11 protein-coding genes are annotated in these 14077 nt (G+C 65.9%); 4 read left to right on the forward strand and 7 right to left on the reverse strand.

Annotated features, from left to right (window positions below; all coding sequences use genetic code 11):
• Positions 1-8 precede the first annotated feature (8 nt).
• From NCR34_RS09300 to sugE, 3 genes are all read right to left on the reverse strand, one after another.
• Complete coding sequence (locus NCR34_RS09300; protein ID WP_502800065.1) at positions 9-2618, reverse strand: ABC transporter permease; 2610 nt, start codon at positions 2616-2618, stop codon at positions 9-11.
• Positions 2615-3244, reverse strand: a complete 630-nt coding sequence (locus tag NCR34_RS09305) for a DUF4126 domain-containing protein (protein ID WP_175944272.1) — start codon at positions 3242-3244, stop codon at positions 2615-2617. The genes NCR34_RS09300 and NCR34_RS09305 overlap by 4 nt, the downstream gene beginning before the upstream one ends.
• Before the next feature lie 274 nt (positions 3245-3518).
• Positions 3519-3839, reverse strand: a complete 321-nt coding sequence (sugE, locus tag NCR34_RS09310; protein WP_206466633.1) for a quaternary ammonium compound efflux SMR transporter SugE — start codon at positions 3837-3839, stop codon at positions 3519-3521.
• Between the two features lie 225 nt (positions 3840-4064).
• Between sugE and NCR34_RS09315 the strand changes: the two genes are divergently transcribed.
• Both NCR34_RS09315 and cydB read left to right on the forward strand, forming a co-directional pair.
• Positions 4065-5528, forward strand: coding sequence for a cytochrome ubiquinol oxidase subunit I (locus NCR34_RS09315; RefSeq protein ID WP_250499670.1), 1464 nt, complete (start codon positions 4065-4067; stop codon positions 5526-5528).
• A 27-nt stretch (positions 5529-5555) separates the two neighbouring features.
• On the forward strand, positions 5556-6563 hold the full coding sequence (gene cydB / locus NCR34_RS09320) for a cytochrome d ubiquinol oxidase subunit II (RefSeq protein ID WP_250499671.1): 1008 nt from the start codon (positions 5556-5558) through the stop codon (positions 6561-6563).
• Positions 6564-6578: 15 nt separating this feature from the next.
• On the opposite strand, the gene NCR34_RS09325 is transcribed toward cydB, so the two are convergent.
• Genes NCR34_RS09325 through NCR34_RS09335 form a run of 3 tightly spaced genes read right to left on the reverse strand, consistent with a single transcriptional unit; the run spans position 6579 to position 8981 of the window.
• Positions 6579-7064, reverse strand: a complete 486-nt coding sequence (locus tag NCR34_RS09325; RefSeq protein ID WP_250499672.1) for a hypothetical protein — start codon at positions 7062-7064, stop codon at positions 6579-6581.
• 37 nt (positions 7065-7101) lie between these two features.
• Entirely contained in the window at positions 7102-7671 is a 570-nt protein-coding gene (locus tag NCR34_RS09330; protein WP_250499673.1) for a peroxiredoxin, read from the reverse strand.
• Between the two features lie 35 nt (positions 7672-7706).
• Positions 7707-8981, reverse strand: a complete 1275-nt coding sequence (locus NCR34_RS09335) for an EAL and HDOD domain-containing protein (protein WP_250499674.1) — start codon at positions 8979-8981, stop codon at positions 7707-7709.
• 521 nt (positions 8982-9502) lie between these two features.
• Between NCR34_RS09335 and NCR34_RS09340 the strand changes: the two genes are divergently transcribed.
• Positions 9503-11404 (forward strand): putative bifunctional diguanylate cyclase/phosphodiesterase, encoded by a 1902-nt coding sequence (locus NCR34_RS09340; RefSeq protein WP_250499685.1) that lies wholly within the window; start codon positions 9503-9505, stop codon positions 11402-11404.
• Positions 11405-11545: 141 nt separating this feature from the next.
• Positions 11546-13018, forward strand: coding sequence for an HDOD domain-containing protein (locus tag NCR34_RS09345; RefSeq protein ID WP_250499675.1), 1473 nt, complete (start codon positions 11546-11548; stop codon positions 13016-13018).
• A gap of 717 nt (positions 13019-13735) precedes the next feature.
• Here NCR34_RS09345 and NCR34_RS09350 read toward each other — a convergent pair.
• On the reverse strand, positions 13736-14077 hold a 342-nt coding region (locus tag NCR34_RS09350; protein WP_250499676.1), incomplete at its 5' end, for an integrase core domain-containing protein.

Raw genomic sequence — 14077 nt, forward strand, 5'->3', positions numbered from 1 at the left:
ACTGAAAACTATGCGTCCCGCAGCGATTGCAGCGCCGGGCGCGCCAGCACGCGCCGCAGGCTGAGCCAGCCGCCGAGCCCCGCGCACGCGATGCCCGCGACGACGCCCGCCGGCACGAGCCACGGATTGAAATCGATATGAAACTCGAACACGCGCGAGGCGAGCACGTAGCCGATGCCCTGCGCGCCGAGCGCGGCCATGAGGCCCGACAGCGCGCCGACCGCGACGAACTCCGCGACCTGCACCGAGCGCACTTGCCGGTGCGACGCGCCGAGCGCGCGCAACAACGCCGACTCGCGCATGCGCTCGTCGCGCGTGCCGGCGAGCGCCGCGTACAGCACGAGCACGCCCGCCGCGAGCGTGAAGATAAAGAGGAACTGCACCGCGCCGATCACCTGCGCGAGCGTGCGCTGAATCTGCGCGAGAATCGGCGCGGTGTCGATGGCCGTGACATTCGGGTACGCGGCGATCAGGCCGTCGATCATGCGTTGATCGTTCGCGGGCAGATAAAAGCTCGTGATGAACGTCGCGGGCAGATCAGCGAGCGCCTCAGGCGGCATCAGCACGAAGAAGTTTACCTTGAACGAATTCCAGTCCACCTTGCGCAGACTCGTGACGGGCGCTTCCACCGGCAGTCCCGCCACGTCGAAACGCAGCATGTCGCCCATCTTCATGCGGATCGTCTTCGCGATGCCCTCTTCCATCGACACCTGCGGCTTCGCACTCGTGCCGTACCACGCGCCCTGCGTCACGCGATTGTCGTCGGGCAGCGCGGTCGTGTAGGAGAGGTTGAACTCGCGGTCCACCAGCCGCTTCGCGTCCGGCTTGTCGTAGCTGTCCGGATTCACCGCTTTGCCGTTGATCGCGACGAGGCGCGCGCGCACCATCGGCGAGAGCACGGCGTCGGGCTGGCCGTGGCCGTGCAGATAGGCGAGCACGCCCTCGCGCTGGTCCGGTTGGATGTCGATCAGGAACTCATTGGGCGCATCCGGCGGCGTGGCGTCGCGCCATCCCTTGATGAGATCGTTGCGCGTCATGCCGATCAGCAAGAGACACATCAGCCCGATGCCGAGCGCCGTGATCTGCAGCGCGCTCGCGCCGCTGCGCCGCTCCAGCGACGCGAGCGCATAGCGCCAGCCGACGCCCGCGCGGCTCCTTTCGCGCCGCACGAAGCGCGCCGCCGCCCACAGCGCCGCGCGCGCGATGACGCCGAAAAGCAGCAGCCCCGCCGCGAACCCGCCCGCGACGATCACGCCGAGCTTCAGCTCGCCCGCCGCGATCACGAGCAGCGCCGCGAACAGCACCACGCCGACGCCATATGCCGCATACGCGATACGGCTGGCATCGCCCAGTTCGCGGCGGATCACGTGGACCGGCGGCACGCGCGTGAGCGGCAAAAGCGGCGGCAGCGCAAAGCCGAGCAGCAGCACGAGGCCCATCGCGATGCCTTGCAACGCGGGCCAGACGCTCGCCTGCGGCAACTCGACATCGACGAGCGAGCCGAGCGCATGCAGCAGCACCAGATGCCCGATGAACCCGAGCACGATGCCCGCCACGCTGCCGATCACGCCGATCGCCAGGAATTCGTTGATGAAGAGCGCGCGCAGCGTCCGCTGGCTGACGCCGAGGCAGCGCATCGCGGCGCAGCCGTCGAGATGGCGTCGCGCGAAGCGGTGCGCGGCCATCGCGATGGCGACCGCAGCGAGCAATGCCGTCAGGAGCGAAACGAGCGTGAGAAAGTGGCTCGCGCGGTCGATGGTCTGCCGCACTTGCGGCTGGCCGTCCGACAGCGATTCGAGCGCGACGCCGCGCAGCTTGCCGCCGTCGGTCTTGCCGCGCGCGAACTGCGCGAACCGCTCGACCTGCGCGTCCGGCCCGGCCACGAGCAGCCGGTACGTCACGCGGCTGCCGTAGCCGACTAGCCCGGTTTCCGCGATTTCATCGGCGCGCATCATGAGACGCGGCGAGAAGTTCACGAACGAGAAGCCGCGGTCCATTTCCCGCGTGATGACCGCCGCCACCGTGAAGGTGCGCGTGCCGACCTTCACCGCGCCGCCGACTTTCGTCATGAGCGCGTCGAGCAGCGCCGGATCGACCCAGACGGTGCCGGGCGCGGGAATGCCTTGGGCGGGCGAGTCAGGAGCATCGGGGCCCGGCGCGATGCGCAGCGCGCCGCGCAACGGATAGCCCGGCGTCACGCCCTTGATCGCCGCGAGCCGCGAAAGCGGCGTCTGCCCGCCCGAGCTGACCATGCTCGGGAAAATGGTCGTGCCTGCGGTTTCCAGCCCGAGCGCGCGCGCTTCTTGAGCGAACATCGGATCGACGGGGTGATCGGCGCGCACGACGAAATCGGCGGCGATCATCTGGCGGGCGTCGCGGGCAAGCCCCTGCCGCATGCGATCCGCGAGAAAACCGACGCTCGACAACGCGGCGACGGCCAGCACGAGCGCGAGCAACAGCATCGTGAGTTCGCCCGCGCGCCAGTCGCGCGCGGTCATGCGCCACGACTGGCGCACGGTCTGGAGGAAGTCGAGTCGGGCGCTGGGATGCGTGTGGTGCGCTGCGTGCGGTCCTTGCGACGCCTTGGCCGCCGGTTTGTCGTTGGCCGCGGTGCTCAATCGTGCTTGCTCCGCAGTCGGCTGATCGGGTTATGCGTGCCCGGCAGCATGTGCTTGGCCATGCGCGACACGCCGCCGTGCACGCCGCGCACGAGACGCGGCAGCGCCCAGCCGGCCACCACCAGAAACGCGATCAGCATGACGAGGAACAGCAGCGGCACGAAGAACGCGAGCACGAGGCCGAGCGTCGCGCCGACATCTTCGGTGGCGGATGCCGCCCAGTTCGACACCGGCTCCGGCGAAAGATTGATGAGCGCGCGCGTGCCCGCCTTCGCGAAGTGCGACGCCCCGGCGAGCGTGCCGCCCGCGAGCGCGGCGACGGTGAGCAAGGTCGGATCTGCGTGGCCGAGCGAGCCCGCCGCGAGCACGGCGCCCGCCGGAATTCGAATGAACGTATGAATGGCGTCCCACAGGGAATCCAGCGCGGGGATCTTGTCGGCGAGAAATTCGACGAACGCGAGGAACGCCGCCGCGCCGATCACCCACGGCGAAGCGAGCACGGCGAGCGTGTCGGGCAGATGAATGACGCCCATGCGGGCGAACAGGCCGGCGACGAAGACCGTGAGGTACAGGCGCAGCCCGCTCGCCCATGAAAGGCCCGCAGCGAGCGAAAGTGATTCCAGCATTGCCGCCTCCTTGTTGCGCCAGCCGCGCGCTTAAGGCCACGGCTCGATGCTGTACCGGCTGAAACGATCGGCCCGCTTCCGCTGGTTCGGAGCGTGACCGACAGATGCCGCGACGCGGGCGCGCGTAAGATGGAACCGCCAGCCTCCCGCCGCGAAAACCGCAACCGCACGCGAGGCGCCCGTCAGACTGACTTCAGATCATTATATCCACGCAAAAAGCCCGGGGTGAGCGCGTGGTGCGGGAGCGGTCAAGCGATTGCCGTTCCCGCGCCTTTCAGTGCCCCGACGTGAGCTTGAGTCCGATCAAGCCCGCGATGATGAGCACCGCGCTCACGATGCGCGCCGCCGACACCGCCTCGCCCATGAACACGATGCCGAACACGAACGCGCCGACCGCGCCGATGCCGGTCCACACCGCATAAGCGGTGCCGAGCGGCAACTGGCGCATGGCGAGCGCGAGCAGCACGAAGCTGCCGATGGCCGTCACGAGCGTGAAAACGGACGGCCCGAGCTTCGTGAAGCCGTCGGACGACTTGAGCCCCGCCGCCCACGCGACTTCCAGCAGACCGGCAATGAAGAGAAGAATCCAGGACATCGGGTCACTCCCATGAAAATGGGGCCGTCCCCAATGAGTCGATGCGCGTCTGGTCGTCCGGCACGCGGTTAGCTGATGAGCGCGAGGCCCGAATTGTAGCAAGTCGGGGTCATGCGCGCCGCGTGTCCCGCCCCGGCAAACGGTGTATTAAAGGACGACCAAGGACGACGCGCGCACTTTCGCATCGTTCGACGCAAACGTTGCAAGAATCGCCAAGGAGCGTTCATGCATATCGACCCGGTTCTGCTCTCGCGCTTTCAATTTGCGTGGGTCATCGCGTTTCATATCTTGCTGCCGGCTTTCACCGTCGGACTCGCCTGTTTCATCGCCACACTGGAAGTCAACTGGTGGATCACCAAGCGCGATGTCTACCGGCGGCTGTCGGCGTTCTGGCTCAAGATCTTCGCGGTGTCGTTCGGCATGGGCGTGGTGTCGGGCATCGTGATGCCGTTCCAGTTCGGCACCAACTGGAGCCGCTACGCCGACCGCACCGCGAACGTCGTCGGCCCGCTGATGGGCTACGAAGTGCTGACCGCGTTCTTTCTGGAATCGGCGTTTCTCGGCGTGCTGCTGTTCGGCCGCAAGCTCGTGCCGCAGTGGGCGCACGTGATGTCCGCGCTGTTCGTCGCGCTCGGCACGCTCATCTCGTCGTTTTGGATTCTCGCCGTCAATAGCTGGATGCAGACGCCGCAAGGCTACCGCCTCATGCCCGACGGCCGCTTCGAAGTGGTCAGCTTCTTCGACGTGATCTTCTCGCCGTCGTTTCCGTTCCGGCTGAGCCACACGGTGAGCGCGTTTCTCGTCACCACCGCCTTCGTGATTCTCGGCGTCGGCGCCATGTACATGCGTCAGGGCCGCGCGATCGAGGAAAGCCGCGTGATGCTCAAGATGTCGCTGATCTTCCTGATCATCATGGTGCCCGTGCAGATGGTGCTCGGCGACGCCCACGGCCTCAACACGCTCAAGCACCAGCCGGCCAAGCTCGCCGCGATGGAAGCGCTGTGGGACTCCGGCTCGCGCGTGCCGGCCAATCTGTTCTCCATTCCCGATCAGGACGAAGAGCGCAATCACTTCGAGATTTCGGTGCCGGTGCTCGGCAGCATCTATCTGACGCACGATCCGAACGGCTACGTGCGCGGGCTCAAGGACTTTCCGCGCGAGGACCGCCCGCCTGTCGCGGTCGTGTTCTTCGCGTTCCACATCATGGTCGGGATCGCGATGCTGATGCTCGCGATCGTGCTGTCGGGCATCGTGCTCTTCGCGCGCGGCAAGCTCGAACGCAGCAGGCGATGGCTGCGCGCGGCATCGTTCGCGACGCCGCTCGGGTTTATCGCCGTGCTCGCGGGGTGGACGACGACCGAAGCCGGCCGGCAGCCGTGGACCGTGTACGGCGTCCTGCGCACGCGCGATTCGGTGACGCCCTCGCTCACCACCGGCGATGTCGGGCTCTCATGGCTGCTCTACGTGCTCGCGTACGCCGTGATCTTCGGCTCGGGATACATCCTCTTGCGGCGTCTGGTGCGCATCGGTCCGTCCAAAGCCACGCAAGGCCACGAGAACGAACTGCTTCAGCCGAAGACGCGCGCGGCGCGGCCGCTTTCGGCGGTGTCGTCGGGCGGCGAGACTTCGCGTCAGACGGCGGACGTCGCGCCGAGCGACGACATCGTGCCGCCGCGCCGGCCCAACTAGCTCATCGTCTGACAACCGGAGAACGCGATGCTCGATCTCGTGCCGCTGTGGGCCGCCATTCTCGCGCTGGCCGTGTTCATGTACGTGCTGCTCGACGGCTTCGATCTCGGCGTCGGCATGCTCTTTTTGCTGCGCCGCGACCACGACGAGCGCAACTTGATGATCAACTCCGTCGCACCCGTGTGGGACTTCAACGAAACGTGGCTCGTGCTCGGCGGCGGCGGGCTGTTCGCCGTGTTTCCGCTCGCCTACGCGATCATCGTGCCGGCCGTCTATTTCCCGATTCTCTTCATGCTGCTCGGGCTGATCTTTCGCGGCGTGGCGTTCGAATTCCGCGAAGTGGTCGACGCGCGCAAGTGGCTGTGGGATCGCGCGTTCGCGTACGGGTCGCTGCTCGCCACGTTCTCGCAAGGCATCGTGCTCGGCATGTTCATTCAGGGCTTTCCGATCGTCGGCCGGCAATACTCGGGAACGAGCTGGGACTGGCTCGCGCCGTTTCCGCTTTTGGTCGGCGTCGGCCTGATATTCGGCTATGCGCTGCAAGGCTCGACATGGCTCGTGCTCAAGACCGAAGGCGACTTGCAAGCGTGGGGCCGCAAGATGGCGCGCTTCGCGCTCATCGGCGTGCTCGCGTTCATTCTGCTCATCAGCTTGTGGACGCCGCTGAAAGACGCGCGCATCGCGGCGCGCTGGTTCGGCTTTCCGATGGCCTTCGCGTTCGCGCCGGTGCCGTTGCTCACGGCCTTTCTCGCGTGGAAGCTCTGGTCGAGTCTCGCAAAAGGCCGCGAAGTGCTGCCCTTCGTCTGCTCGATGGGCCTTTTCTTTCTCGCGTTCACGGGGCTCGTCATCAGCCTGTGGCCGTTTATCGCGCCGCCTTCCGTGACGCTATGGGACGCGTCGGCCGCGCCGATCACGCATCAGTTCTTCCTGATCGGAACGCTGTTCCTGCTGCCGGTGCTGATGATCTACGTGACCTGGTCGTACTGGGTGTTTCGCGGCAAGGTGCGCAGCGACATCGGCTATCACGTGGAATGACAGCGGCATCGCGCGTCAGAGCTTTTGCGCGACCGCGAGCGAGAGAATGCGCGCCCACTTGCGGGCTTCTGCGCGGTCGGTCATCGGCAGACGCCATTGGCCGTGAGCCTTGTCGGCGACGTCGAGAATGACGTGCCACTCGCCGCGCGCGTCGTCGTGAGCGAGCTGCGCGTCGCGCAGGTCCGCGAAGATGTAGTGGCCGGTCGCCTCGCCTACGCGCACGTCGAGCAGGCGCTTGCCCGCGGCGAGCCGCACGCCGCCCCAGTCGCGCTTCAGTTCGTGCGTCCAGTTGGTGGCGTCGCCCTTCACGCGCGGCAGATTCGTCGCGATCTCGCGACGCCGCGCGAGCCAGTACGCGATGCCCGCCGCGACCGCCGCCGCCACGACCACCGCGACGCCGACGGCCACGCCCAGCCCGAAGCGCGCATCCAGCGCGTCGAAGGACCACACCGCGCCGTAGATCAGCGCAGCGAGCGCGATGAGCGCGAGAACGATCGGCATGACGGCTACCCTTTGCGAGCGAACGAAGCGGCCGCCACTACTGTGCCTTGTGCTTCGCGTTCCACTCGCGCAGCGCCTGCAGCGTGTTCGCGACATGCTGATCCGGCGACAGGCTCGTGTACTCGTAGATGACCTTGCCGTCCGGCGCGATCACGTACGACACGCGGTTGGCCATCGAGCTCTTGAACGGCAATGCGGCATCGTACGCGCCGATGATCTTCGCGTCGGTGTCGGCCGCGACCGGGAACTTGCCGCGGCATTCGCTCACTGAAAAACGCTGCAACGTGCCGATATCGTCGTGCGACACGCCGATCACCGTCGCGCCCTGCGCCTTGTATTGATCGACCGCTTCGGCGAACTCGTGCGCCTCGATCGTGCAGCCCTTCGTGAACGCGGCCGGATAGAAGTACAGCACGACGGGGCCTTTCTTCAGCGCGTCCGCGAGCGAGTAGTCGAAGACGTTGCCGCCGAGCGACGCCTGCGTGACGAACGGCGGCGCAGCATCGCCCGGCTTGAGCGTGGCGCGCGCCATCAACGGATACGCCGCGACCGCGCACGCGATCAAGCCCGAAAGCGCCACGCCTGCCATCTTCGTTCTTCTTTTCATGCGGATGTCTCTCCGTGATCGGGTTGGTGCCGCGTTCAGTCGAGCCGCTGTTCGCTGAACCACGCGGCCGCTTCGACCTGAAGCGAAGCCAGAAGCGCGGGCGTCAGCGCGTCGAGCGCCGGATCGGCGAGCCGGCGCGCGTCGATCGCTCCGATATCGCCGCGCTCGGTCGCCCGCGCGATGCCGAGCAGCGCGCCGAGTTCGCCCTCGCCCGCGAGAATGGCCGAGCGGATATCGGCGGCCAGATGCAGCTTATCGACAATTTCGGCCGGCTGCAGATCCACCACCACATGCACGAGCGAAAAGATGCCGGTCATGAACGCGGCATCCGAGAACGCCTCATCCGATGGACGCAGCGCATTCGCCGCCAGTTCCATGAAGCGCGCCCGCGTGCCGACGAGTTGCAGGAGCGGATCCGAGCGCCACGGCAGGCCGCTGCCGTCCGCGTACAGCAGCAGTTGCGTCCAGCGCATCAACTGACGCGTGCCGGCGGCGGCCATCGCTTCCTTCAGCGACGACACGTTGCGTCCGCGCGCATGGGCGCTCGAATTGGCGAGGCGCATGAGTTGCAGCACGATATCCGGATTGCGCTTCAGTTCCACTTCGAGCTCGCGCAGGCCGGGATCGCTGCCGAGCACGGACAAGAGCCGCAGGAGCGTGCCGCGCGCCGGGCTCGCGCGCCGCGCCGACAGCACTTGCGGCCGCGCGAAGAAGTAGCCCTGAAAGAGATCGAAGCCGAGTTCGCGCGCCTCTGCGAAATCCTCGTGCGTCTCGACCTTTTCCGCGACGAGCAGCTTGCCGTGCTTCTTCACGAGCGCCGTCAGTTCGCGCAACTGCGAGCGCTCGGCCGCGAGCAGGTCCACCTTGACGATATCGACCGATGGCAGCGCGGCGAGCAATGCGTCGTCGAGGCGCGTCACGTCGTCGAGCGCGAAGCGAAAGCCGTCGCGGCGCAACTGCGCGCATCGCTTGAAGAGCGCGTCGTCGAACTCGATGTTCTCCAGCAACTCGAGCACGAATCGCTCGGGCTGCATGAGATGCACGACGTCGTCGAAGATCAGTTCGCGGCTCATGTTCACGTAGCCGGGATGCAGGCCGAGCACGGCCGGCACGCCGATCTCGCCGACCGTGCGCGCGACGACATGCGCGGTCGCCTGCACGTCGTCATCGACGCGGGCGCGGTTCTCGGGTCCGTCGCGGAAGAGGAGCTCGTAGGCGGCGAGCGCGCCCGCGCCGTCGAGAATCGGCTGGCGTCCGACATAGACGCTCGGCTCGCGTCGGGCGCGCAGTTTCAGCGAACAATCGGGCATGACGGGAACCGAATGAGAGCGACGAATCCGTCAGGCAGGACTACGAGTGCGGACGCAAAGGTTTGCGCCGACGCCGGCACGTGAGCGGTCTCGAAGCCGCAACGACCTGCTCGGGCCGGCGATGAAAGGCAATCGATCATGAAGCGTAACGTGTGCGACAAATTCCCCAATCGGGCGACCGTGACGCGGAACGCCCGCCGCATGGCGACCGGGGCCGGGGCGTTTCCGCCGGAAACGCGCACTGTAACCGAAAATCGCCTTGCGCCCATGTTTACGCCAAGCGCGCGACGGCCGCGCCGGGCGTTTTCCCCGATTGCCGGCGGCGTCCCGCGTGGCTGCGGCATGCGGTTAAAGAATTTCGCTGAACCGCCGATAACTCGCGTGATAGAGCGTGCCGCGCGTCGTGCCGGCGCGCCGTACGCCGAGCCGCTCGAAGCGGTATTCGCGCGCCGCCGAAGCATCCGACGATCAGCCTCTGCGTCGACCATCGGCTGCGCGCCGCCGCGAGAACCTAAATGACCATGCAAGCGAACCGGACTTCCGTCTCCCGCCGCGCACCCTGGCGCATCGCGCTCGATGTGCTGTGCCGCGCATGGAGACCCGCCGCGCGAGACGACTGCGATCCGCACGCGCGCGACGCTGGGTCGCCCACGTCCACGTCCACGTCCGCCTCTGCCTCCGCCTTGTCCCCGGCTCAAAGCGCGGGCATCGCGGGCAAGCCCGCCGCCGCGCTCGAAGCCACGCTCGGCGCGGTCGACTTTCTCGCGCAGGTGGACGACGCGCTGCGCTTTCAGTACGTGTCGCACGCGAGCATCGACTTCATCGGCTATCACCACGACTACCTGAGCATGCTGACGCTGCACGATCTCGTGCCGTCCGAGGAAGCGGGCGAACTGGACGCGCTCGTCGCCCGCGCGCGCGCAAGCGGCCAGCTCGAATGCGCGACGCTCAATCTCGTGAAGTCGCTCACTTACCCGATCTGCGTCGAGCTGCGGCTTCTGGCGACCGCCTCACAAGGCACGCCCGGCTTCGCGCTCGCCGCGTTCGACGTGTCGCGCTGGCGCGAACGCGAAGCGTCGCTCACGCACGCGCTGCATCACGATCCGCTCACCGGCCTCGAAAACGCGACCGCGCTTCAGGCGGCGGTCGTCGCGATGCAGGCGGAAGCGGAACGCACGCGCACGCATACGGCGCTCGTCCTGCTGGATATCGACGACTATCAGCGCATCAACCGCGCGCTCGGCTCCGAGGCCGGCGACGACATGCTGCGCGAAACCGCGCGCCGCATTCAGCACACGGCCACGCACGGCGAGCGCGTGGCGCGCGTGGCCGGCGACGAGTTCGCCCTGCTGCTGCCCGCGGGCGCGACCGCCGAAGCCGCCGAGAATCTCGCGCGGCGGCTCTTGACCGCCATCGCGCAGCCGTACCGGTATCGCGGACAGCACACGCATTTGTCGGCAAGCATCGGCGTGGCGTTGTATCCGGACCACGCAGTAAAAGACGGCGCGACGGCGAAACCCGGCGTGCAGGCGAGCCTGCTGCGCATGGCCGACCTCGCGCTCGCGCAGGCGAAGGCCGCGGGCGGCAACACGCTCGTCGTCCATACGCTCGACGACGATCCCGCCGACGCGGAACGCCTGAAGCTCGAAGCGGACCTCTACGAGGCCGTGCGCAACGGCGAGTTCTCGCTCTTTTTCCAGCCGATCACGAAGATCCGCACGGGCGCGGTCGTCGGCGTGGAAGCGCTGATGCGCTGGCATCATCCGGTGCATGGGCTCGTGCCGCCGTCGACCTTCATTCCGCTCGCGGAGTCCATCGGCCTCATCAACTATCTCGGCAACTGGGTGCTGAAGGCGGCGTGCATGCAGCTCGTGCAGTGGGACGCCATCGGCATCCGGCTCGATTACGTGTCGGTCAACGTGTCGCCGCGGCAGTTCCGCGACAAGCGCTTCCTCGCCGCGGTGAAGGAAGCCATCGCGCTCACGGGCATCGATGCCAAGCGGCTCGTGTTCGAGATCACCGAAAGCCTGCTGATGCAGGACCCGGAAGAAGCGACGCGCCTGCTCGAAGCGCTGCGCGCGCTCGGCATCCGCTTCGCCGTGGACGACTTCGGCACCGGCTATTCGAGCCTCGCCTATTTGCAACGGTTTCCGCTCGCGAAGCTCAAGATCGACCGCAGCTTTGTCGACAACCTGATTACGTCGCGCAACAACCGCGCGATCGTGAGCGCGGTGGTCGGGCTCGCGCAGTCGCTCGGACTGGAACTCGTCGCGGAAGGCGTCGAGACCGAGGCGCAGCGGGACTTGCTCGCCGAAATGGGCTGCGACCACATCCAGGGCTGGCTGATCAGTCAAGCCATGCCGTCGGACGAACTCGCGCGTTCGTTCCAATCGAGTTCGCTCGTGCTGCACGAGACAATATGAGCGTACGAATGTTCGTGTTCTAATCGAAGAGCGCGCCTTAACGCCCTGAATCCGTGTATCTTCCGGGGCTGGCCGCTGAATGAATGGATCGGGCAGAGCCGCTTCGGGTTAGCCGTTGCGCAACAACAGGTTTTTTTACGCATGGCACGCACCAAGGCCGAACTACTGGACAAGTTGTGGGGGCGCATGAGCGAGCGCGGGGACTTCCCGATGCTTTCGCAGGCGCTGCGCACGACCGTGTCCGCGATGAGCGATGACGACCTCGACTTCACTGCGCTCGTGCAAGTCGTGCTGTCGGACTTCGGGCTCACGCAGAAGGTGCTGCGGCTCGCCAATTCCGCGATGTACATGGCTTTCGGCGGCAACATCACGACCGTCACGCGGGCGCTGATGGTGCTCGGCATGGACGCGGTCGGCCATCTCGTCGTCGGACTCAAGCTCGTCGACCACTTTCATCAGAGCGCGCCGCGCCGCATCGACGCCAAGCTCGAACTCAACCGCACGCTGCTTTCGGGCACGGTCGCGCGGCAAGTGACCGAGCGCATCGACCTCCGTTCAGCGGAAGAAGCGGTGGTCTGCACGCTGATGCGGCAGATCGGCAAGCTGCTCGTCGCGTTCTATCTCGAACACGAGTGGGATCAACTGCGCCGCAAGGCGGCCACCGAGAAGATCAGCGACAGCAGCGCGTGCGCCGCGCTGCTCGGCGTGACGTTCGAAGAGATCGGCATCGAGGCGGCGGACCGCTGGCGTCTGCCGGAAACGATTCGCGCCGGCATGCGCGCGAGCGACCCGACCGCGCCGCCGGATGAGACCGTGCCGAAGCACGTACGCTGGCTGCAGGCCGTCACCAACTATTCGACCGAAGTCGCCGATGCGCTCACCGCGCAGAACGTCGCGGCGGGCGGACGCGAATCGATGCTCGTCGATATCGCCGAGCGCTACAGCGGCGCGCTCAATGCGGACGCGGAAACGCTTGCGTCGATGAGCCTTGCGCTCGCGAGCGAGGATAGCGGCGACGGCGTGATGCGCGAGATCGTCGAATTGCAGGCGAACGCGGACGCCATGGCGCGGGCGAGCGTATCGGCGGAGGCGCGCATCGGCGCGAGTCTCGCCGACTTGCGCTCGCTGCCGTCGAAGAACGCGCTCTCACCGGTGCTCGCGCTGGCGTCGGAGGCGGTGCTCGCAGGGCTCGGCCTTTCGCGCACGGTCGTCTTCGTGCGCCAGGCCAAGAATGAATTTCAGGCGCGTCTCGGCATGGGCGCGGGCATCGAGCCGATGCTTTCCTCGCTTTGCTTCAGCGCCGAGTTCCGGCCCGATGTGTTCCATCTCGCGATTACCAATCCTGTCGGCATCTTCATCGAGAATGCCCACGATCCGCGGATCGACGCGCGTTTGCCGCGCTGGTACAAGGAGACGCTCGGCGAAGCGCAAGCTTTCGTGCTGCTGCCCGTGAAGTCGAACGATTCGACTGTCGCGCTGGTTTATGGCGACTGGACCGTGGGGCAGCATGTGCACAAGATTTCTCCCCAGGAGATGGGGGCGCTCAATGAGCTCACACGGGAGCTTAGCCGTTTTTTCTCCAATGCTAATTGGAAGGAAGTTGAGTTGATTTGAGGGTTTTGGCTTTTTGTTCTTTGCTCTTTGCTCTTGCCGCTCTTTTTTGTCGAGGAACTTGTATTCGCGTCGGTTTATTGGCGTTGCCCCTGCCCGGGGCGGGGGTCACTTTCTTTGCCGCTGCAAAGAAAGTGACCAAAGAAAGCAGCTTTTCTTGGCCCGCAGCAGCAAGAGCGTGGTCACTCCGCAGAAAAGCATTGGCACTCAGCTTGAAACAACCTTGAATCACCCTCCACGCCCGCTGAGTGCCACGTCCGCCGAGCCCCTTGGCTCGTCAAAACCATCTCGAAACGACGCCTCTGCCACGTATTCGAGCCGCGACAAACCGCGCAAGCCCAACGACCACAAAAGGTTGCGACTGCGCTACGACTGCGACACGATACGGCAACGGCAACGGCAACGGCAACGGCAACGGCTACGGCTACGGCAACGGCTACGGCTACGGCTGTGGCTGTGGCCATCCATTGAAGTTATTATCAGTTGTGCGAAGCATCTAGATGGTTTTGACGAGCCAAGGGGCTCGGAGGACGTGAGTGTTCAGTGGGCGTGGAAGGTGAATCAAGGCTGTTTCAAGCTGAGTGCCAATGTCTTTCTGCGGAGTGACCACACGTTCAATGCTTTGGGCCAAAAGAAAGCTGCTTTCTTTGGTTACTTTCTTTGCAGCAGTGTATAAACCGGAGACATGGTAACAGGTGTGTCAGGACATAGGTAACACATTCAACTGCTTCTGCTGCGCTCTTTCAAGTCGACCGTATCGATTCGATGATGAAGGAAGTACACGTCATAGCAGCCGTCGGTGTTCGGACACGCCCGCAGGGCGATCGTCAGGTTCGCCAGCGCGCTTGAGACTTTGAAGCGTCGCGACTGGAAACGCACCTCGCCGTTGAGCCCGACCCGAACCACCGCGTCTGCGTCCCCGTATTCAATCGGCGGCATGCGCTCCGGATACGCTCGCGGGCTGGGTCGATAGCGCGAAATCGGCGTGGCCATGTCCAGCGCCTGATGCGGCCGCTCGTGGTTGTACACCTGGCGCCACGCGTCGAAGGCTTGTTGGGCGCT

Origin of the sequence: Caballeronia sp. GAWG1-5s-s (assembly GCF_023631445.1) — a bacterium.
GTDB lineage: Bacteria > Pseudomonadota > Gammaproteobacteria > Burkholderiales > Burkholderiaceae > Caballeronia.

Bases quoted from the DNA above. Each gene is read 5' to 3' on its own strand.
- NCR34_RS09340 (WP_250499685.1), top strand. From the start codon at position 9,503: ATGCAAGCGAACCGGACTTCCGTCTCCCGCCGCGCACCCTGGCGCATC.
- sugE (WP_206466633.1), bottom strand. From the start codon at position 3,839: ATGTCCTGGATTCTTCTCTTCATTGCCGGTCTGCTGGAAGTCGCGTGG.
- NCR34_RS09330 (WP_250499673.1), bottom strand. From the start codon at position 7,671: ATGAAAAGAAGAACGAAGATGGCAGGCGTGGCGCTTTCGGGCTTGATC.
- NCR34_RS09315 (WP_250499670.1), top strand. From the start codon at position 4,065: ATGCATATCGACCCGGTTCTGCTCTCGCGCTTTCAATTTGCGTGGGTC.
- NCR34_RS09325 (WP_250499672.1), bottom strand. From the start codon at position 7,064: ATGCCGATCGTTCTCGCGCTCATCGCGCTCGCTGCGCTGATCTACGGC.
- NCR34_RS09305 (WP_175944272.1), bottom strand. From the start codon at position 3,244: ATGCTGGAATCACTTTCGCTCGCTGCGGGCCTTTCATGGGCGAGCGGG.
- NCR34_RS09335 (WP_250499674.1), bottom strand. From the start codon at position 8,981: ATGCCCGATTGTTCGCTGAAACTGCGCGCCCGACGCGAGCCGAGCGTC.
- NCR34_RS09345 (WP_250499675.1), top strand. From the start codon at position 11,546: ATGGCACGCACCAAGGCCGAACTACTGGACAAGTTGTGGGGGCGCATG.
- cydB (WP_250499671.1), top strand. From the start codon at position 5,556: ATGCTCGATCTCGTGCCGCTGTGGGCCGCCATTCTCGCGCTGGCCGTG.